Raw genomic sequence first — 19639 nt, forward strand, 5'->3', positions numbered from 1 at the left:
GGTACGCATGAACACTTAAGCACCATCCACAGGAAAAACTGCCAGATCAGGCCAAGCGGCGCACTCCTTGCCGGGCGACCGGCGCCGGACGGCGCAGCGGCGTGACGTTGCTGGCAGACGCTGCAGCGGGGCCGTCCTGCCGGGCGTGCAGGCGGAAGACGCCAACCAGGTCGCTCAAGGCATGGGCCTGATCCTGCAAGGATTCAGCGGCGGCGGCCGCTTCTTCCACCAGCGCCGCGTTTTGCTGCGTCACCTGATCCATCTGCACCACTGCCTGGTTGACCTGTTCGATGCCCGCGCTTTGCTCGGCACTGGCGGCCGTGATTTCCTGCATGATATCGGCCACCCGGCGCACGCTAGTGACGACTTCATCCATAGTCAGTCCCGCATCGTGCACCAGCCTGGCGCCGATTTCAACCTGCTCGACCGAATCGCCGATCAGGGTCTTGATTTCCCTGGCCGCACTGGCCGAGCGCTGCGCCAGGTTGCGCACTTCGGCCGCGACCACGGCAAAACCGCGCCCCTCCTCGCCTGCCCTGGCTGCTTCCACCGCCGCGTTCAAGGCCAGGATATTGGTCTGGAAGGCAATCCCGTCGATGACGCTGATGATGTCGACGATCTTGCGCGAGGAAGCGTTGATCGATTCCATGGTTTGCACCACTTGCCCCACCACCGCGCCACCCTTGCCCGCCACCTCGGAAGCGGCGCCGGCCAGTACATTGGCCTGGCGCGCATTGTCTGCATTCTGGCGCACGGTGGAGGTCAGCTCTTCCATCGACGAGGCGGTCTCTTCCAGCGAGCTGGCCTGCTCCTCGGTGCGGGACGACAGATCCAGGTTGCCCTGGGCGATTTCACCGGAGGCTGTATTGATGGTTTCCGTGCCGGCGCGCACCTGGCTGACGATGCCAACCAGCTTGTCGCGCATGCCTTTCATGGCATACAGCAAGCTGCTGCTGTCATGGCTGGCGGTGCGGATATCGACGGTCAGGTCGCCTTCGGCAATCGCGCCCGCAATTTTGACGGCGTAGTCCGGTTCGCCACCGAGCTGGCGCGTCAGGCTGCGCGTGATCAGCGCACCCAGCGCCAGGCCGGCCACCAGGCTGCCCAGCACCAGTGCGATCATGAAGCTGCGGCTGGCCTGGTAGACACTGCTCGCTTGCTCGGCGGCAAGCTTGGCCCGCTCTTCCTTTTGCTGCGACAAGGTATCGAGCACGCTGTCGAGTTCATTGGCATGCGCCCGCGTCTTGTTCAACAGCGCATCGAGCTCGGCGCTGTGCTGCGACAGCGGTTCAGCGGTGGCCAGCGCCAATGCCTCTTGCATGGTGCTGCGGTATTCGGCGTCGACGGTGGCAAAACGGGCAAACAATTCCCTGGCGGCCGGCGTGACAAACAACGGTTGCGCCTTGGCCAGATTGGCCTTGTTGATGTCGAGGTATTTGGTGATATCGGCCTGGCGCGTGCTGCGCTCTTCAGGGGTCGTGGCCAGCAAGAAATTGCTGCGCGCCCGGCCCACCTTGGTCAGCGCGATATTGGCTTCCTTGATATACGACAGCCCCAGCAACTCGTGGTGATACATTTCGCCGGCCATGGTATCGATCTTGCCCATATTGAAGATACCGATGCCCGCCACGATGGCGCCCAGCAGTGCGACACCAAAGAAAGCTGCGATCAAACGCGTGCCCACCTTCATCCGATTCAACATGATTCCTCCTCTTCTAGTCGTTCGATACACTGGCTATATGGCTAATCCATTGATTATAAAGAGGAAAAGAAAGAACAAATGCTCGGATTGTCACTAAGCAATAATTCCTTGATTTAAAGCAACATGCAAAACGGCTTGCCATGTTAGGCAAGCCGTTTGTTGCACTGCGGCATGATCCGCTATCTTAATGGTCCATCGGCCCAGCGGGTTTGCGCACCGTCATCTCGACGCCATGTTGACCAGGTGCGAGGTGTTTACCCACGCCCTGGCCCCGTACCGGTTCAGGCAAGGCGCCCGTCCATTCATAGGCCAGGGTGCCGGCTGGGTGCTTATACCAGCCCGGATCGCGGTAGTCGCCCGGTTTCTGGTCCTTGCGCACCTTCACCGTGGTAAACATGCCACCCATGCCGATGGCGCCAAACGGACCGTCGCCCGCCATCATCGGCAAGGTATTGTCCGGCACTGGCATTTGCATTTCGCCCATGTCGGCCATGCCCCGCTCGCCCATCACCATATAGCCGGGCACCAGCTGGTTGATCTTGGCGGCGATGCCCTTGTGATCGACGCCGATCATGGTCGGCACGTCATGGCCCATGGCGTTCATGGTGTGGTGCGACTTGTGGCAATGGAAAGCCCAGTCGCCCAGGTCGGTAGCCGTAAATTCCATGGCGCGCATTTGCCCCACCGCCACATCCACCGTCACCTCGGGCCAGCGCGATTCCGGCCGCGTCCAGCCGCCATCCGTGCCCGTCACCTCGAATTCATGGCCATGCATGTGGATAGGGTGATTCGTCATGGTCAGATTGCCCACGCGGATGCGTACCTTGTCGCCCTGGCGCACTACCATCGGGTCAATGCCGGGGAAGACGCGGCTATTGAAAGTGTACAGATTGAAATCCGTCATGGTCATGATCTTGGGCGTGTAGCTGCCCGGATCAATATCGTAGTTGCTGAGCAGGAAGACGAAATCGCGGTCCACCTTCATGAAGTTCGGATCTTTCGGGTGCGTGACCCAGAAACCCATCATGCCCATCGCCATCTGCGTCATTTCATCGGCATGCGGGTGGTACATAAAGGTGCCGGGGCGTTTAGCGATGAATTCATATACAAAAGTCTTGCCGGGCGCGATGCCGGGCTGGGTCACGCCCGTGACGCCATCCATGCCATTGGGCAAGCGCTGTCCATGCCAATGCACGCTGGTGTGTTCCGGCAATTTGTTTGTGACGAAAATACGCACGCGGTCGCCCTCCACCACTTCAATGGTCGGCCCCGGCGACTGGCCGTTATAGCCCCACAGATTGGCCACCATGCCGGGCGCCAGTTCGCGCACGACGGGTTCGGCCACCAGATGGAATTCCTTGACGTTGTTATTCATGCGCCAGGGCAAGGACCAGCCATTCAGGGTGACCACGGGATTAAACGGGCGGCCATTTGGCGGCGGTGGCGGGGTCTTGGTATCGGCCGTGCTCATGCTGACAGCTTCCGGCAGGGAGGCGGCACCCACCCTGCTGACGGCGGCAGCGCTGAGGGCGACGGCGCCTGCATTCATGAAGAAATTTCTACGTGTAATCATCATTATTCCTTGTTGGCATAGCCGCTGCCTGCGCCATTGATGGCAGCCTGCAGTTCGGTTTGGGCGATCCAGAAGTCGCGCTGGGCTTCGATGGCGCGGTTGACGCTCATCACCTGTTCGCGCGCATCGGCCAGCAGCTCGAATACGCTGGCCAGCATACCGTTGTAGCGCAGCAGCACTTCATGCGAAATCGTCTTGCGCAAAGGCACGACTTCATCGCGGTAATGGCGCGCCAGGTCGTAAGCCGTGCGGTAGCCTGAATACGCCTCGCGCACTTCCGAGCGGGCGCGGATGGCGGTGTCGGCCGTGCGGTGCAAGGACTGCTCATACAGCGCTTGCGCCTTGGCATTGCGGGCCGTGCCCCAGTCGAACAAGGGTAGTTCCAGCGCAACTTCATAACCGTTTTCGCGTGGCGCGCCATTGACGCTCTTGTTGGTGTAACCGGCGTCGAGCACGTTGACCAGGCTGGTCACTTTCGACAAGCCCAGCGCATCGGCCGTGGCGTGCACGTCTATCTTGCCCATCTGCACGTCCAGGCGCTGTTCCATCGCCTGCGCCTCGATATTGCCCGCCTCGGGCAGCTTGGCCGGCAAGTCCGGCAAGCGGTCTGGCAGGCTGAAGCTCGTCTGCGTGCCCCACAGCCCCAGCAAACGCGTCAGGCGCTCACGCGCCACGGTCGCCTGATGCTGCGCGCGCGCCAGTTCGCTGACGGCGTCTGCATAAAACACTTGCTGGCGCGCCTGGTCGAGCCGGCTCCAGTTGCCCACCTGCTGCATGCGGCCCGCCAGTTCGGCGCCCGCTTCGGCCGACACGCGCGCTTGCTGCATGAATTTTTCCGTTTGCACGGCCGCCACGGCAGTGAAGTAAGCGCGGCGCGTCTCGGCCGCCAGTTGCACGGCGCTGCTGGCCGCTTGCAGCTTGGCTTGCTCGAAGCGGCCTTTTTCTATCTTCACGCGCATCGGCATGGTCAGCAAACCAGCCAGGTCGAAACTGACGCTGCGGTCGATTTCATTGCCGTCACCTCCATGCACCCTGCCAAACGACAGGCCGGGATTGCGCAAGCGGCCCGCCTGCACCAGGTCGGCCTCGGAGGCGCCCAGTTCGGCCAAGGCGATTTTCAAGCTGCGATTGTTCAGCAAGGCAATCTGCACGGCGCTGTCAGCGCTCAGGGGCTGGGACAACAGTTGCGTCAATTGCGCATAGTCAGCCTCCCTGGCTAGCGTGGCCGGCTGGCCCACGCGGGCCGAGGCCAGCGCCGACACATCCTGCAAGCCGCCATCCTGGCTGAAACTGGCACACCCGCTCAACAACAAGGCCAGTGCCAGGGCGCTCATTTTTGGATAAGCCATGTCAATGCCCCTCGTGCTGGTGTTCAGCTGGCTTGGCTGGCGCCATGCCATCCATCTTCATGGGCGCCATCTTGTCCATTTTCATATGGTCCATTTTCATGTGATCCATCTTGCCCATGCCAGCCATATGGCCCATATGACCGCCGGCATCGCCGACGGTCTTGTTTGCGGCCACCCACACTGCATCGGGCGTTTTGTCGGATTCGTCAAAGGCAAGGTAGCCATCGACAGCGGAACGGAATTTGGTGGCAGGAACGGATGCTTGTCCATCCTGCGGCTGGGGCGTGTTGGAAGAGGCACTAGGCGATGCGGCAGCCAGCAGCGGCCAGGCGACGAGCGCCAGGCAGATCAATTGCTTCATATATTTCCTGATGATAGAGGGTCGCGCACGGGGCGCGGTATAGCGAGCGATAGTAAAGCTGAAGGCGCAGCCAGGCAGCGCCGCCAGGTTCACGAGCGGTCAGGCGGAGCGGACCAGTCTCGGGGGACGTTCCAGTCCGGAAGGGATATGCCCGCTGAACAGCAGGCTGCCTGCCAGCGGTACCGGGGCGCCGGACAGGCTCAAGGGCTGCAGCGCCAGCATGGCGGGCGGCGCCGTGGCGCCGGCCGTGCAAGCGCCGTGGTTGCTGCAATCGTGACCGTGGTGCATGCCCATATCCGCTTTGGCAGCAGCCGGTTCGGCCATATCGTGGCAATGAGAAACCTGCGCCGTGGCGACCGGGGCCACCACCGCGTCCTCCACGCAACAGGCGTGCATGGACGACGCAAACCCTTGCAGGGGTAGCGCGGCGATCAGCAGCCAGAGCAGGAAACGGAAAAAAACGCGGTGCATGGGGTCAGATGTTCTCTAAAAAAACTTCATCAACGACATCACTATAAACCTTCCCATGCAAGGAAGGTCAAGCATTATCGATCAGCAAATGTTCGTGTGCATTCGCCACGCCCACGCAGTTGCGGCCCTTCTTCTTGGCTTCATACAGCGCTTCATCGGCGGCGTGCAGGATGGCGGCGGCGTCCACGGCCTCTTGCGCCGAGGCGACTACACCGAGTGATACAGTGACGGCGCCGGCGCCCGGAATATCAGCTTCGGCCACCCGCGCACGCAGGCGCTCGGCCACGCGCACGGCAGCATCCAGGCTTGCGTCGGGCAACAGCATCAGGAATTCATCGCCGCCATTGCGGCACAGCACGTCGGCATCGCGCGAACAGGCCCGCATCAACTGGGCCAGGCGCAAGATGACTTCATCGCCAACGGCATGGCCGCGCTGGTCGTTGACTTGCTTGAAATGGTCGATATCGATAGCCACCACCGAGAATGGCCGCGCCTGCGCCTGCCACGCTTCCAGCGCCGCCGCCATGCCGCGCCGGTTGGACAAGCCTGTCAGCGGGTCCGTCTGCACGTCGAACTTCAGCTTGCCTATCTTGCGCTGCAATAGCGACAAGCCCAGCAGCAAGGCTTTCTTGATCTGCGACGCTTCCAGATACCAGGCGCGGATGGCGCCGATATGCTCGGCCGTGCCATGCCGGTCCATGCGGCTGGCGCTTTCCGCCAATTGCCCCAAAGGCCGTGAAATCAGCCTGGCCAGCCACCAGATGAATGGCAGGCTCAGCAAGGCGATCGGCAAAGAATGCCACACGGTATCGACCATCAACTGGTTCAGCGGCGCCAGGGTCATCGCCGTGGGCCGCTGGGCCACGATGCCCCATCCCGTCGACGGCATCACGGCGTAGCCGGCCAGCATGTCGACACCAACACTGTTGACCATGCGCGCACTGCCCGCCTCGCCCCGCGCAATGATCGCGTCTATCATGGTATTGGCGCCGACCTGGTCGCCCAGCCGTTCAGGGTCCGGGTGATACAGCAGGCGCCGGCTCTGGTCGACCACATATAAATAGGAGCCGTCGCGGTAATAGTGATGGCCGAGCATGCTGAACAGGATGCTCTTTTGCTTCAGATAAATACTGCCGCCCACATAACCGAGATAACGGCCGCCCTTGTCGATGATGGGGTGCGAGATAAAGACCACCAGATTGCCCGCCGTGGAGACATATGGTTCGCTGATGAGAGGGCGGCGCTCTTGCAGCGCATGTCTGGCACCCGGCGAATCGAGCTGACGGTTTTTCAAGCCCAGGGTTTCCGGCGACACGCCCAGTACCTTGCCCTGGGCATTGACGATCAGTACGGAATTAAAACTGTTGGTTTGCAGGCGCAAGCGTTGCGCCTCATCGGCCAGCATATCGCCATCCGCCATATGCCCGGGCAAGCGGTCGGCACTGTAGGCCAGTTGCTGGCGGGCCGACTGCAGGAAATCCTCGGCCGTGCTGGCCAGCTTGCTCGCATAGGCGTGGTTGGATTCCAGTGTGGTGTTGATCAGCAGCTGGCGCTGCACCTTGTAGCTGGCATAGAAAGTATTGACCAGGGAAATCAAGGCGCTGGCAAAAGCGACCAGTACGATCAAACGGCGCAAGTTCATGCGCAGAACAGGTTTAGTCCACATGGAGTCGGCAACAATGCGCACAATTGCGCGTAGCAAAAGTGCACATTATACGAGTAGCTCAGTGGACAGAAGCTGTAAAAAAACAAATACACGCCATATAGGACTATTTTCAGGTAGCAACGATAGCGTTGCTACCCAGGCACCCCCTACTCAGATCAGGCGTGGATCGCGTGCTTTTTCACCCAGTCCACATAGTGCTGCATCCAGCCCTGGAAAAAGCCCAGGCTGGCCGCACCGATGGCGCCGTGCTCGTCGAACAAGCCCTCTTTAGCCTGGATAAACATTTCCGGCTGGGCAAGCAACGGCAAGTCCAGGTAAGCGAGCACGTTGCGCAAATGCTGCTGCGCAAGGGCCGTGCCGATGGCGCCCACGGACACGCCCAGCACGGCGCCCGGCTTGCCCGCCCATACGCTCTGGCCATACGGGCGCGAGGCGTGGTCGATGGCGTTTTTCAGCACGCCAGGAATCGAGCGGTTGTATTCGGGGGTAATGAAAAGTACGGCTTGCGAATCGGCGATATCGGTCTTCAAACGCCGCACCTGCTCGGCCTGGGCGCCGTCATCATCCTGGTTGTACAGAGGTAAGTCGCCGATTTCGATGTGCTTGAACGAGAATTCAGGCGGCGCCAGCTTGATGATGGCCTCGGCCAGTTTGCGGTTGAAGGAATCCTTGCGCAGGCTGCCAACAATGATTGCCACTTGGTATTGACTCATGGGAACTCCTGATATGGTTGAAAAAAAGCCCTGGAGCAGAACATCACGCCAGGGCCATCTTGCCACAAAATTCAGGAATTTCTCACGCTAGTGCGCCGCCCCTGCCAGGCCTTGCGCCAAGCCTTGATATTCGCGGTAATAGCGCCCACCCAGGTTGGTCAGCACTTCATAACCGATGGTGTTGGCCCTGGCCGCCACGGCATCGACCGTATGTTCGGCGCAAATCAGGTCCACCAGGCTGCCGGGCGCCAGCCGTTCCGGCGCAATTGCGCTGACGTCGAGCGTGATCGAATCCATCGAGATATTGCCGATTTGCGGCACCTTGACGCCATCGACGATGGCCAGGCCCTGGTTGCTCATGCTGCGCAGCCAGCCATCGGCATAACCGACGGACACCGTCGCCACCTGGCGCGGTTCACTGGCCGTGTAGCGGCGGCTGTAACCTACATGGTCGCCGGCGGCAATCGTGCGCGTCTGCAATACCTTGCCTTGCAAGCGCACTACCGGACGCAGCGGGTTAGGTGCATCGGCGTGCGGCGCAATGCCGTACAGGGCCGCGCCGGGACGCACCAGGTCGAAGTGATATTCAGGAGACAAGAATACGCCCGAGGAATTGGCCAGGCTGGCGCGGTATTGCGGCAGGCGCGTGCGGATGGCCGTGAAGCGGGCCAGCTGCTCGGCATTCATGGGGTGGTCGCGCTCATCGGCACACGCCAGATGGCTCATGATGTAGCGCACATTGATACCGTCGAGAAAATGCGCGTCGGCCAGCCAGCCATCGACTTCCTGCGGCGACAAGCCCATGCGCGACATGCCGCTATCGACTTGCACGATGGCGTCCAGCGGCTTGCCGAGCAGCCTGGCGTGGGCGCGCCAGCCAGCCACCTGCTGCGTGCTGTTGAGCACCGGGATCAAGCCATGGGCCGTAAACTCGCCTTCCGTGCCGACCGGTGGGCCGTGCAGCACGAAAATGTCGGCATCGATCGCCACATGCGGGCGCAGGCTGATGCCCTCTTCCAGGTGGGCCACGAAAAAGTGGCGGCATCCCTCTTCATACAGGGCCGCGCCCACTTGCGCGGCGCCCAGGCCATACGCGTCGGACTTCACCACGGCCGAGCAGACGGCCGGGCGGGCAGTTTCACGCAATAAACGGTAGTTGGCGCGCACGGCGCCCAGGTCGACCGTCAGGATGGCGCCGCTACGTTCTTTCGGAGGCATGACCATCTCACGCACCTGCGTATTGCAGCTTGCCAGCGCGCTGCAGGCCAGCATAGCGGCTGACGGACAAATCGTCGGCCAGGATGGCCGGCTTTTTCGACGACATCAAGTCCGACAGCAATTGCGCCGAACCGCAAGACATGGTCCAGCCCAGGGTGCCATGGCCCGTGTTCAGGAACAGGTTGCGCAGCGGCGTGCGGCCGACAATCGGCGTGCCGTCCGGCGTCATCGGACGCAGGCCCGTCCAGAACGTGGCTTCAGCCGTATTGCCGCCACCGGGGAACAGGTCATTGACGACCATTTCCAGGGTTTCGCGGCGGCGCGGGTTCAGCCGCAGGTTGTAGCCGGCGATCTCGGCCATGCCACCCGCGCGGATGCGGTCGTCAAAACGGGTAACGGCGATCTTGTAGGTTTCATCGAGGATGGTCGAGGTGGGCGCCTTGCTGCCATCGACGATAGGCACCGTGATCGAATAACCTTTCAGCGGATACACGGGAATGTCGAGCAGCGGCTGCATGAAGCCGGTCGAATACGAACCCAGCGCCACCACGTAGGAATCGGCCTTGACCACTTCCGCACCGCACTGCACGCCAGCGATGGTATCGCCTTCCGTCAGCAAGGCGTCGATCGCCACGCCGTAACGGAATGTCACGCCCAAGGCCACGGCCATTTCAGCCAGACGGGTGGTAAACAACTGGCAGTCGCCGGTTTCATCGTTGGGCAAACGCAAGCCGCCAAACAATTTATCCTTGACCGCTTCCAGCGCAGGTTCGGCGCGCGACAATTGATCGCGCTGCAAGACTTCGAACGGTACGCCCGCGTCTTTCAGCACTTCGATATCCTTGGCGGCATCGTTGTATTGTTTTTCAGTGCGGAACAATTGCATCGTGCCTTGCTGGCGGCCTTCATAGGTGATGCCCGCTTCGGCGCGCAAGACTTTAAAGCAGTCGCGGCTGTACTCGGCCAGGCGCACCATGCGTTCCTTGTTGACGGCATACGCTTCCGGCGTGCAGTTGCGCAGCATTTGCCACATCCATTTCAGCTGCGACATGCTGCCGTCGAGCGAGATCGACAGCGGCGCGTGGCGCTGCATCATCCACTTCACGGCCTTCAGGGGAATGCCGGGCGCGGCCCATGGCGAGGCGTAGCCGGGGGAAATCTGACCCGCATTGGCGAAGCTGGTTTCCAGTGCCGGACCGGGCTGGCGGTCGATCACGGTCACTTCATGTCCCGCCTTGGCCAGATAGTAGGCACTGGTGACGCCGATGACGCCGCTACCCAGAATCACGATACGCATAATTTCCTCAATTAAATTTAGGGCACATTGCCAGATTTACCGCTATCATATTGGGAATGACCCAGCATTTGTTCACGTATAAATCGAGAAATTCAGCAATAAATCATGAGAATTCTTAAAGAATCGGCGCGGGGACTCGATAAGCTGGACCGTCACATCCTGCGCATCCTGCAACAGGATGGCCGTGTGTCGATGAAAGAACTCGGTGAACAGGTGGGATTGTCGATCACGCCCTGCATCGAACGAGTCAAGCGCATGGAGCGCGACGGCGTCATTACCGGCTATCACGCCAAGGTCAATCCCGCTGCGCTGGGCGCCAAACTGCTGGTGTTTGTCGAGATTACCCTCAATCAAAAATCGGCGTCAGCCTTCGAACAATTCCGCCGCGAAGTGCTGCAGATACCCGAAGTGCAGGAATGCCATCTGGTGTCGGGCGACTTCGATTACCTGATCAAGGCGCGCATCCACGAAATGGCCGAGTACCGCAAATTGCTGGGCGACATGCTGCTGCAGCTGCCCGGCGCCGCGCAATCGAAAAGCTATGTGGTGATGGAAGAGATCAAGGAAACCCTGGCGCTCTCCACCGAGGTACTGCAAAACCGCTAAAAGTACTGGTATCCAGTACCAGCGGCATCATTATTTGCACCTTTGTATAATCATGTAGCCTGTTCAAGAAAACACCAGCACACTGCAGTCCTGACATCACGCACCTCCCCCCCAGATTGGAAGCCGTGATGCACATTGGGAGCATGCAATGAATACAATCATGAAACTGGCGTTTTGCTGCCTCGCGGGCCTGGCCGTTGCCATGTGTACCGCCAGCGAATACAAAGTCAACCGCGCCCCGGCCAATGGCGCCATCTACCAGAACATTACCGTCGGCAAGACCACCCGCGTCGACCTCGACGCCGCCCTGGGCAACGCCACCGTCGTCAGCTTCGATCCCGGCTATGAAGTCTGGGTCTACAAGAATCAGTTGCAAGCGCCGGCCGTCAGCCGTTTCATTCCCTTGCTGGAACCGAAAGGCACGCGCGAAGTGGCCGTCATGTTCGACCAGGCCGGGGTCGTGAAAAAATACCGGATACACGAGCCACGGCAATAACGACACATCAAGATCACCAGTCACCCCGCTCAGCCTGATGGCATGCCATCGGGCTGAGTCCTTTTCAGCGCCGCCTTTTTCACAGGCCGGTGCACCATGGCGCAAGACACCACGCCCGCCACCAGCAAGCTCATCGCAGCGCACTCGGCAGCCGTCGGCCAGCGCTGCTCCCAAATATAGCCATATAACAGGGCAAACAGGAATTCAAATACAATCATTTGCCCCATCATCGCCAGCGGCAAGACGCGGCTGGCGTAATTCCACAAGCCATTGCCCACCACCGAGCACAAGATGGCCACGCCGCTGACCACGCCGACAAACACCAGCCACTGCGAACTACTGCGCCCGGAAGTCGCCACGCCCAGCGCCGGCATCACCAGCAATAGCGCACCAGCGCCCGTGACCAGTCCCGTCAGCAAATTCCACTCCTGCGCCGACACGCCGCGCAGCCGGCCCAGCCATCGGCTATTGCTGACGGCATATATCGTCCAAGACAGCAGCGCCGCGATCGCACACAGCAAGCCGGTCAGCGAGGCGTGACCCGGATGCGAGAGCGACTGCCAGCTGATGCACAGCAAGCCGCCCGCGCTCAAGAGCAGCGAAGGAATCAGGCGCCGCAGCGGCACGGCGTGCTGGTCGCGGCTGCCAACCAGCGTGACCACCACTGGCAGCAAACCGATCACCATCGAGGTTAGCGCCACGCCGCCCGTTTGCACGGCGCTGGCCAGCAAGATGTAATACACGATATTACCCGTCAGGCTGAGCCAGACCAGCGCGCGCCAATCTTGCCACGTCAGGGTGCGCAGCAAACGCTTCCATGCGGGTGCGATCAGCATGGCGGCAATCAAGCCATACGCCAGGTAGCGCCCAGCCGCCAGTTCCAGAGGGTGAAACGCGGGGATCAAGGCCGGGGCCAGGAATACCAGCCCCCACAGCGCCCCTGCGGCTATGCCGGCGGCCATCCCAGAACGGGTCTTGTTCACTTCCATACACAATCTCCTGAAAAGAAGACAGTGTGGCGGCAGTGAACCGCTAATTATTGACGCGCTCTACTGCACTTTTGACCTGCTCTCGCGACGTTGCCGCCGATACGCGGAAGGCGTCACATCAATGCTGTCGCGCATGGCGCGCGTCAATGCACTCTGGTCGGAAAAACCGGCTGCCAGTGCAATCTGCGCAATCGTGGTCTTGCTGGACGCCAATAGCTCGCAAGCACGGCTGAGGCGCTGCTGCAACAGCCAGGCATGGGGGGTAGTCTGTAATTCCGAACGGAACAAGGCGTGCAAACGGCTCACGCTCAAACAGGCGCAACGGGCCATGGTGTCCGTCGACCACGGCTGGCCCGGATCGCTTTGCACGCGCACCAGCAGCGCACTCAGGCGCGACATGGGCTGCGGTACATCGAGCACCAGCGTATCGAGCAGCAACGGTGTCCAGCCCCGGGCCAGGGCTGGCGTCAGCATCTGCTGCTGCGCCATCAGCCCCATGTATTCAATCAGTTTTCGCGCCCCCTGGCCGAGCGACATATACGGTTTATCCAGCAGCCGCTGCCAGTTGCCAGAAGTCACGCTCGCTTCCGCCACGTCGACGATGATGGAACTATTGGCCACCTGGCTATGCTGCGCATGCCAGGCGCCGGAAGCGATCACCACGCCCTGCTGCGTATCGACCCGCCCTGTCCTGCCCTCTATTTCCAGCAGCAACTGCCCATGCATGGGCAATACCAGCTGCACATAATCGTGCCGGTTCGGCGCACGCAGCTCCGCATAACTGCGCAGGCTGAGGTCGATGAGGGTGTTTGAGGGGCTGGACATGGCATGGCCGTGTGGTCCGGGAAGGGTTTATTTTAGCAGTTCAGCCTGTTGCCGGAACAGCTTGCGGTAAGCCGACGGCGATGTCTGCAGGCTGGCCCGGAAATGCTGGCGCAGCGACAATGCCGTGCCGAAGCCGGCTTCTTGCGCCACGACATCGATCGAAGCTTCGCTTTTCTCCAGCATGCCTTGTGCATGGGCCAGGCGCTGGTTCAGCAGCCATTGCTTGAAGGAGGTCCCCGTGGCCTGGCGGAAATGCCGGGTGAAGTTACGCCGGCTCATGGCGGCCCGCTCGGCCAGCGCATCGATGTTGTGGTCCATGCCCAGGTTGGCCGTCACGCAGGCCAGCACGTCGGCAAAGCGGCCGTCACTGCCGGACACGGGCAGCGGCCGCTCGATGAATTGCGCCTGCCCGCCCTGGCGATGGGGCGCCACCAGCAAGCGCCGCGCCACCCGGTTGGCCACCTCGGCGCCGGCCAGCTGGCGCAGCAGAAACAAACAGCAATCGAGGCCCGCCGCCACGCCGGCCGAGGTCAGCACGCCGCCATCGTCGACATACAGCACTTCGCGGTCGACTTTGACTTTGGGATAACGGGCCGACAGCACGTCCGCCATGCTCCAGTGCGTGGCGGCGCTCTTGCCATCCAGCAATCCGGCCTGCGCCAGCGGAAACGCGCCCAGGCACAGGCCCACCATACGGGCGCCGCGCACCTTGGCATTGCGCAAGGCGTCGAGCAAAGGCCCTGATGCATCGCGGCCGTCGTCATGCCAGGCCGGCATGATGACGATATCGGCGCCGTCCAGGCCATCGAGCCCGAACTCGGGCGTAATGGCAAAGCCGGCTGCCGTGGAGAGGGGCACAGGATCGGCGGCGCAGACGCGCACGTGGAACTGGGGCAGGCCAGGCTCGTTCATCAGGCGGCCAAACACCAGGCAAGGCACGGACAGGTGAAACGGCGTCATGCCATCAAAGGCGATCACGGCCACGGTCAGGGGAATGTTTATATTCAGCATGGCCCGATTCTATCTCATAATGGCCTTCAGGCCACTCGCCGGCTACAGCGCACCGTCTCACAATGTAGGTATCAACTTTTAAACCGGACTTTTCAAGGAGAACTCCATGTCCCCAGCTCCACGCCGCGCCCTGCTCGTCATCGATGTGCAAAATGAATACTTTACGGGCAATCTGCCGATCGCATTTCCGTCGGTGGATATATCATTGCCGAATATCACCAAGGCGATGGATGCCGCCCGCGCCGCCGGCATACCTGTGATCGTGGTCCAGCACGACGCGCCAGAAAACTCGCCCGTGTTTGCCAAGGGCAGCGACAACTGGCAATTGCACCCGGCCGTCGCCAGCTTCGCCGCGGACCACCGCATCAACAAGAGCATGAGCAACTCTTTTGTAGGCACCGACCTGGCCGCGTGGCTGGCCCGGCACGCCATCGATACGCTGGCCATCGTCGGCTACATGACGCACAACTGCAACGCAACGGCTATTTTCCACGCCGCCCAAAACGGCTTGCAAGTGGAAACGCTCGGCGATGCAAGCGGCTCGCTGCCCTACGCCAATGCAGCGGGCCAGGCCAGCGCCGAGGAAATCCACCGCGTCTTCAGCACGGTGTTCCATTCCAATTTCGCCCCCGTGATCAGCACACAAGAGTGGATTGCGGCCGTGCAGCAAGGCAAGCCTTTGGAAAGGGACAATATTTACCTGTCGAACCAGCGTGCCCGAAAAGCACAGGTATGATGTTGCAATTCCCTGTTTCCCGATAAAAGATGCACAAACTCACACTGCTGGCCTTGGCCGCTGCCGGCACTTTTCTGCTGGCCACCGGCGCCCTGATTGCCACGGGTTTGCACGATCAGGTGGCGCAAGCCGACATGATCGTCGTACCCGGCAACACCATCGCACCGGATGGCACACCCAGCCCCCGCCTGCAGGCGCGGCTAGACGTTGCCTTGAAGCAGTTCAGGGCACAGCGTTCGCCGCGCCTGTTTGTCAGCGGCGGTACGGGCAAGGAAGGTTTTGATGAGGCCGCTTCCATGGCCAACTACCTGCGCAAGCAGGGTGTGCCGGATAGCGCCATCATCGAGGATAACCAGGGCTGGACCACGGAAGCCACCGCCCGCAACGCGGCCGCCTATTTGCGCGAGCATGGCTTGAAAACGGCCATGGTGGCGACCCAGTATTTCCATGTGCCGCGCTTCCGGCTAGCGCTGGAGCGCGCCGGCATCGCCGTCAGCGGCAATGTGCATGCGCCCTACTTCGAACTGCGCGACCTGTACTCGATACCGCGTGAAACGGTGGGTTACGCCGTGTATTACGCGAGGCCTTAACTCCCGGCGCTCCAGTCGCGCGAGCGATCGACGGCGCGCTGCCACTTATGCAGCCGCGCCAAGCGTTCATCGGCGCCCATGGCTGGCTCAAAGCACCTCGCCACCTGCCATTGGGCGGCGATTTCTTGCTCGGACTGCCAGAAACCCACGGCCAGGCCGGCCAGGTAGGCGGCGCCCAGCGCCGTCGTTTCCGTCACCACGGGGCGCACCACGGGCACATTTAAGATGTCGGCCTGGAATTGCATCAGCATGTCGTTGCGCGCTGCGCCGCCATCGACGCGCAATTCGCTCAGCGCAATGCCGGCGTCATCCTGCATGGCCGACAGCACGTCCACGTTTTGATACGCCACGCCCTCCAGCGCGGCGCGCGCGATATGCGCCTTGCCCGTGCCGCGCGTGATGCCGATCAGGGTACCGCGCGCATACGGATCCCAGTATGGCGCGCCCAGGCCGGCAAACGCGGGCACGAACACCAGGCCGCCGGAATCGGGCACGCTGGTGGCCAGCGCTTCCACTTCGGACGAGTCGCGGATGATGCCCAGACCGTCGCGCATCCATTGCACGGCCGCACCGGCGATAAAGGCGCTGCCTTCCAGCAGATAGTCGGTGCTATTCCGCGCTGCGCCCAGGCTCCAGCCCACCGTCGTCAGCAGCCGGTTTTTCGATGGCAGCGGCTGCTTGCCCACGTTCATCAGCATGAAACAGCCCGTGCCATAGGTGTTTTTCGCCATGCCTGGCTGCAAGCAAGCCTGGCCAAAGGTGGCCGCCTGCTGGTCACCGGCGATGCCGGCAATCGGCACGGGCACACCGAAGAGCGCCGCATGCGTGTGCGCGGCCAGACCACTCGACGGCACGATAGCGGGCAGCAGCGAGGCGGGAATGTCGAGCAGCGCCAGCAAGTCCGTATCCCATTGCCGGGTGTGGATATTGAACAGCATGGTGCGCGAAGCATTGCTGGTGTCCGTGATGTGTGCACCACTCAGCTTGTAGATCAGCCAGGTATCGATGGTGCCGAAAGCCAGTTCACCGCGTTCGGCACGCGCGCGCGCGCCTGGCACGTTATCGAGCAGCCATTTCAGCTTGGTGGCGGAAAAATAGGCGTCCAATACCAGACCCGTCTTTTGCTGTATCCATTGCGCCTTGCCCTGCTCGGCCAGTTGCTCGCAGAACGCCGCATTGCGCCGGTCTTGCCAGACGATCGCGTTGGCGATCGGCTCGCCGGTGGCCCGGTCCCACAGCACGGTGGTTTCGCGCTGGTTGGTCACGCCGATGGCGGCGATGTCGCCGGCCGCCAGACCGCTGTCGCGCATCACCTGCTGCAGCACCGCCAGTTGCGAGGCCCAGATTTCATTGGCATCGTGCTCCACCCAGCCCGGCTGAGGGAATAGTTGGCGAAATTCCTGCTGCGCGCTGGCGTGGGGACGGCCAGCATGGTCGAACAGGATGGCGCGCGAACTGGTGGTGCCCTGGTCCAGGGCAAGTATGTATTGAGTCATGGTACTTATAAAGTCTTAGATTGGATGGTCTTGCAACCAGGTTTCCAGCCTGGCGGCCGCATCAGACGGCAGATGCAGGCCCAGCTTGGAGCGCCGCCACAGTATATCCTCGGCGCTCACGGCCCATTCATGGCGCCGCAAATAATTGACTTCGGCCGCATACAGGCTGACGGCAATTTCCTCGCCCATGCCAGCCACATTGCTGCGGCCAGCCAGCAGCACGTGGACGCGGGTGCCGTAAGCGCGTGCATAACGGGCCACCAGCGCAGGCGGCAGCCAGCCATATTGCTGCTGCAGCGCCAGCACGAACTGGCCAAATTCGCGCACGGAACGGTTGTCCGGCACGCTGCCAAACAGGTCGCCGCCGGGCAGGCAGGCGTTTTTCGTCCAGGCGCCGTGGGTATTGCCCAAGAGCGGCGCCAGCAAGTCCAGCGCTTCTTCGGCCAGCTTGCGAAAGGTGGTGATCTTGCCACCGAAAATACTGAGCAGCGGCGGGCCATCAGCTTCCAGCTCGAAGCGGTAATCGCGCGTGACGGCTTTCGCATCTTGCTTGCTACCTGCCGCCGCCTCTTCCACCAGCGGACGCAGGCCCGCATAGGTCCAGACCACGTCGGCAGGCAGGATGGGCTGGCTGAAATACTCGCTGGACAAGGCGCACAAATAGGCAATTTCCGTGGCATCGATTTCCACCCTGGCACTGTCGCCGTGGTAATCGAGATCGGTGGTGCCGATCAGGGTAAAGTCGTGTTCGTACGGAATCGCAAACACGATGCGGCCGTCGTGGTGCTGGAAGATATACGCATGGTCATGCGCATACAGGCGCTTGACGACAATATGGCTGCCCTTGATCAGGCGCACATGCTGGCTGTGCTTGCCGGGCGCCGCCTGCTGCAGGAAGTCCGAAGTCCAGGGGCCGGCCGCATTGACCACGGCGCGCGCCCGTACGGTCACTTGCGTGCCATCGCTATGCTGCAAGGCCGCCAGCCAATGCTCGCCTTGCCGCGACAAGGCCGTGCAGCGCATGCGTGTATGGATGCGCGCACCCTTTTCTTTGGCATCGAGGGCGTTGAGCACCACCAGCCGCGCATCGTCGACCCAGCCATCGGAATACACGAAACCGCGCCTGAACTCCCGCTTCAGGGGCTGGCCCGCCACATGGCGGCGCAGGTCGATACCGTGCGAAGCGGGCAGCAATTCGCGTCTGGCCAAGCGGTCGTACAGGAACAGGCCGGCCCGTATCAGCCAGGCCGGGCGTTGCCCTGGCGCATGGGGCATCACAAAAGACAAGGGCCACATGATGTGGGGCGCCGAGCGCAGCAGCACTTCGCGCTCGGCCAGCGCCTTGCGCACCAGGCCAAATTCATAATATTCCAGATAGCGCAAACCACCGTGTATCAGCTTGGTGGACGCGGACGAGGTATGCGCAGCCAGGTCATGCTGTTCGCATAGCAGCACTGACAGGCCACGTCCGGCCGCATCGCGCGCAATGCCGGCGCCGTTGATGCCGCCGCCCACGATCAGCAGGTCGTAATCGCCATGGATTGAAGCTGATATCGAAGCTGAAGCGTCGTACGGTATTGCGGCCATCGGGACTCCGTGATTGCCTGCGCCGGCAGAAAGAAGAAGGTTACGCCAGAATATGGACACTGAGCAACACATGCTCGCACAGTCACTGGTAACCATCTATTTGTTTTTATGCCTTTCAAGTGGTCAATCGCGGCCTGATGAGGCGAGGCCCCATGCGGCCGCTGTCAGAAAGTTCAATCAAAGGTTGATCGATGCACCAAAATGGTGTTACCATAGATACAACATGAATTATTTTTTTAATCTTGCTATCTGGCAATACAGTTACATAAAAGACATTGTGTTAATTGTGTCTTAAGAGATTCGTATTAAACCTTGTAATTCTTGTCAAATATGTGAGAAATAATTCGCAATAATGACTGTTCCCCAACAAACCACTCGACAGCAAAAGCGCGAAGGCCCCAACCCCGCCGGTTGCGCCGCCTAGTGAAGGAAAGAAAATGAGCCATAATTTTGAAGCGGCTGCTACGCCGCCTGTTCCCCCACCCAATACGGCCCCTGTCAGCGAACTGGAAGCGCACCTGGGATACTGGCTGCGCTTTGTTTCCAACCATGTGTCGCACAGCTTCCAGAAAAAAGCCGAAGCCAATGGCGTTACCGTATCCGAATGGGTAGTTCTGCGGGAAATGTTCCGTTTGGGCTGCACCTCGCCTACTGTGCTGGCGCAAGTAGCCGGCATGAGCAAGGGCGCCGTATCCAAGCTGATCGACCGCCTGGAAAGCAAGGGCATGGTCAGCAAGTCCATCTTGCTGGCCGACCGCCGCCAGCACTCCATCGAACTGACCAGCGAAGGTGAAGCGCTGGTGCCGCTGCTGGCCGACATGGCAGACCAGAACGATGAGGAATTCTTTGGCAAGCTGCCGCAGCAATTACGCGAAGACTTGCTGGAAGCGATGAAGGAAGTGGCGCGCACGCATCAGTTGAAGAGCGCGCCCCTGAATTAACAGCGGAGTCGC

At 61.2% G+C, this 19639-nt stretch carries 19 protein-coding genes; 5 read left to right on the forward strand and 14 right to left on the reverse strand.

All coding sequences use genetic code 11. The annotated features are described in order from the left end of the window. Positions 1-46: 46 nt before the first annotated feature. The 9 genes from HDE75_RS26975 to HDE75_RS13335 all read right to left on the reverse strand — a co-directional run bounded on the left by HDE75_RS26975 (position 47) and on the right by HDE75_RS13335 (position 10350). Positions 47-1702: a methyl-accepting chemotaxis protein gene (locus HDE75_RS26975; protein WP_183677219.1), complete on the reverse strand. Its 1656-nt coding sequence runs from the start codon at positions 1700-1702 to the stop codon at positions 47-49. A gap of 184 nt (positions 1703-1886) precedes the next feature. Beyond that, complete coding sequence (locus HDE75_RS13300; protein WP_183677218.1) at positions 1887-3275, reverse strand: multicopper oxidase family protein; 1389 nt, start codon at positions 3273-3275, stop codon at positions 1887-1889. A 2-nt stretch (positions 3276-3277) separates the two neighbouring features. Then, entirely contained in the window at positions 3278-4624 is a 1347-nt protein-coding gene (locus HDE75_RS13305; RefSeq protein WP_183677217.1) for a TolC family protein, read from the reverse strand. Position 4625: 1 nt separating this feature from the next. Further along, complete coding sequence (locus tag HDE75_RS13310) at positions 4626-4985, reverse strand: hypothetical protein (protein ID WP_183677216.1); 360 nt, start codon at positions 4983-4985, stop codon at positions 4626-4628. A gap of 99 nt (positions 4986-5084) precedes the next feature. Beyond that, positions 5085-5456 (reverse strand): hypothetical protein, encoded by a 372-nt coding sequence (locus HDE75_RS13315; protein WP_183677215.1) that lies wholly within the window; start codon positions 5454-5456, stop codon positions 5085-5087. Between the two features lie 67 nt (positions 5457-5523). Beyond that, positions 5524-7122: a sensor domain-containing diguanylate cyclase gene (locus HDE75_RS13320; protein WP_183677214.1), complete on the reverse strand. Its 1599-nt coding sequence runs from the start codon at positions 7120-7122 to the stop codon at positions 5524-5526. A gap of 155 nt (positions 7123-7277) precedes the next feature. Further along, a complete protein-coding gene (locus HDE75_RS13325; protein ID WP_183677213.1) occupies positions 7278-7835 on the reverse strand; it encodes an NADPH-dependent FMN reductase in 558 nt (185 codons plus the stop codon). A gap of 87 nt (positions 7836-7922) precedes the next feature. After that, positions 7923-9053, reverse strand: coding sequence for an alanine racemase (alr, locus tag HDE75_RS13330; protein WP_260174028.1), 1131 nt, complete (start codon positions 9051-9053; stop codon positions 7923-7925). A gap of 7 nt (positions 9054-9060) precedes the next feature. Then, positions 9061-10350 carry a D-amino acid dehydrogenase gene (locus HDE75_RS13335; RefSeq protein ID WP_183677211.1) on the reverse strand — a complete coding sequence of 430 codons (1290 nt, stop codon included), beginning with the start codon at positions 10348-10350 and terminating at the stop codon, positions 9061-9063. A 105-nt stretch (positions 10351-10455) separates the two neighbouring features. Between HDE75_RS13335 and HDE75_RS13340 the strand changes: the two genes are divergently transcribed. Then, a complete protein-coding gene (locus HDE75_RS13340; RefSeq protein WP_183677210.1) occupies positions 10456-10956 on the forward strand; it encodes an Lrp/AsnC ligand binding domain-containing protein in 501 nt (166 codons plus the stop codon). A 148-nt stretch (positions 10957-11104) separates the two neighbouring features. Next, complete coding sequence (locus HDE75_RS13345) at positions 11105-11452, forward strand: hypothetical protein (RefSeq protein ID WP_183677209.1); 348 nt, start codon at positions 11105-11107, stop codon at positions 11450-11452. A gap of 29 nt (positions 11453-11481) precedes the next feature. Here HDE75_RS13345 and HDE75_RS13350 read toward each other — a convergent pair whose 3' ends face one another. Genes HDE75_RS13350 through HDE75_RS13360 form a run of 3 tightly spaced genes read right to left on the reverse strand, consistent with a single transcriptional unit; the run spans position 11482 to position 14256 of the window. After that, positions 11482-12441, reverse strand: coding sequence for a DMT family transporter (locus HDE75_RS13350; RefSeq protein WP_183677208.1), 960 nt, complete (start codon positions 12439-12441; stop codon positions 11482-11484). 60 nt (positions 12442-12501) lie between these two features. Continuing rightward, a complete protein-coding gene (locus HDE75_RS13355) occupies positions 12502-13266 on the reverse strand; it encodes a helix-turn-helix domain-containing protein (protein ID WP_183677207.1) in 765 nt (254 codons plus the stop codon). Positions 13267-13293: 27 nt separating this feature from the next. After that, a complete protein-coding gene (locus HDE75_RS13360; protein WP_409254917.1) occupies positions 13294-14256 on the reverse strand; it encodes a GlxA family transcriptional regulator in 963 nt (320 codons plus the stop codon). 127 nt (positions 14257-14383) lie between these two features. Here HDE75_RS13360 and HDE75_RS13365 point away from each other — a divergent pair, with 127 nt between their 5' ends. Next, a complete protein-coding gene (locus tag HDE75_RS13365; protein WP_183677205.1) occupies positions 14384-15013 on the forward strand; it encodes a cysteine hydrolase family protein in 630 nt (209 codons plus the stop codon). Between the two features lie 29 nt (positions 15014-15042). Further along, positions 15043-15603, forward strand: coding sequence for a YdcF family protein (locus tag HDE75_RS13370; protein WP_260174029.1), 561 nt, complete (start codon positions 15043-15045; stop codon positions 15601-15603). Here HDE75_RS13370 and glpK read toward each other — a convergent pair. Beyond that, positions 15600-17099: a glycerol kinase GlpK gene (gene glpK, locus HDE75_RS13375; RefSeq protein ID WP_183677204.1), complete on the reverse strand. Its 1500-nt coding sequence runs from the start codon at positions 17097-17099 to the stop codon at positions 15600-15602. The two genes, HDE75_RS13370 and glpK, sit on opposite strands and share 4 nt — an antisense overlap. Positions 17100-17114: 15 nt before the next feature. After that, on the reverse strand, positions 17115-18686 hold the full coding sequence (gene glpD / locus HDE75_RS13380) for a glycerol-3-phosphate dehydrogenase (RefSeq protein WP_183677203.1): 1572 nt from the start codon (positions 18684-18686) through the stop codon (positions 17115-17117). 437 nt (positions 18687-19123) lie between these two features. Here glpD and HDE75_RS13385 point away from each other — a divergent pair, with 437 nt between their 5' ends. Beyond that, complete coding sequence (locus tag HDE75_RS13385) at positions 19124-19627, forward strand: MarR family winged helix-turn-helix transcriptional regulator (protein WP_183677202.1); 504 nt, start codon at positions 19124-19126, stop codon at positions 19625-19627. Positions 19628-19639: the final 12 nt, after the last annotated feature.

The sequence above is a fragment of the Janthinobacterium silvisoli genome, assembly GCF_014200725.1.
Lineage (GTDB): Bacteria > Pseudomonadota > Gammaproteobacteria > Burkholderiales > Burkholderiaceae_D > Janthinobacterium.

Coding starts and splice junctions, on each gene's coding strand:
- HDE75_RS13300 (WP_183677218.1), bottom strand. CDS start 3,275: ATGATTACACGTAGAAATTTCTTCATGAATGCAGGCGCCGTCGCCCTC.
- HDE75_RS13355 (WP_183677207.1), bottom strand. CDS start 13,266: ATGTCCAGCCCCTCAAACACCCTCATCGACCTCAGCCTGCGCAGTTAT.
- HDE75_RS13305 (WP_183677217.1), bottom strand. CDS start 4,624: ATGGCTTATCCAAAAATGAGCGCCCTGGCACTGGCCTTGTTGTTGAGC.
- HDE75_RS13350 (WP_183677208.1), bottom strand. CDS start 12,441: ATGGAAGTGAACAAGACCCGTTCTGGGATGGCCGCCGGCATAGCCGCA.
- HDE75_RS13325 (WP_183677213.1), bottom strand. CDS start 7,835: ATGAGTCAATACCAAGTGGCAATCATTGTTGGCAGCCTGCGCAAGGAT.
- glpD (WP_183677203.1), bottom strand. CDS start 18,686: ATGGCCGCAATACCGTACGACGCTTCAGCTTCGATATCAGCTTCAATC.
- HDE75_RS13385 (WP_183677202.1), top strand. CDS start 19,124: ATGAGCCATAATTTTGAAGCGGCTGCTACGCCGCCTGTTCCCCCACCC.
- HDE75_RS13345 (WP_183677209.1), top strand. CDS start 11,105: ATGAATACAATCATGAAACTGGCGTTTTGCTGCCTCGCGGGCCTGGCC.
- HDE75_RS26975 (WP_183677219.1), bottom strand. CDS start 1,702: ATGTTGAATCGGATGAAGGTGGGCACGCGTTTGATCGCAGCTTTCTTT.
- HDE75_RS13370 (WP_260174029.1), top strand. CDS start 15,043: ATGCACAAACTCACACTGCTGGCCTTGGCCGCTGCCGGCACTTTTCTG.
- glpK (WP_183677204.1), bottom strand. CDS start 17,099: ATGACTCAATACATACTTGCCCTGGACCAGGGCACCACCAGTTCGCGC.
- HDE75_RS13320 (WP_183677214.1), bottom strand. CDS start 7,122: ATGTGGACTAAACCTGTTCTGCGCATGAACTTGCGCCGTTTGATCGTA.
- alr (WP_260174028.1), bottom strand. CDS start 9,053: ATGCCTCCGAAAGAACGTAGCGGCGCCATCCTGACGGTCGACCTGGGC.
- HDE75_RS13335 (WP_183677211.1), bottom strand. CDS start 10,350: ATGCGTATCGTGATTCTGGGTAGCGGCGTCATCGGCGTCACCAGTGCC.
- HDE75_RS13365 (WP_183677205.1), top strand. CDS start 14,384: ATGTCCCCAGCTCCACGCCGCGCCCTGCTCGTCATCGATGTGCAAAAT.
- HDE75_RS13310 (WP_183677216.1), bottom strand. CDS start 4,985: ATGAAGCAATTGATCTGCCTGGCGCTCGTCGCCTGGCCGCTGCTGGCT.
- HDE75_RS13315 (WP_183677215.1), bottom strand. CDS start 5,456: ATGCACCGCGTTTTTTTCCGTTTCCTGCTCTGGCTGCTGATCGCCGCG.
- HDE75_RS13340 (WP_183677210.1), top strand. CDS start 10,456: ATGAGAATTCTTAAAGAATCGGCGCGGGGACTCGATAAGCTGGACCGT.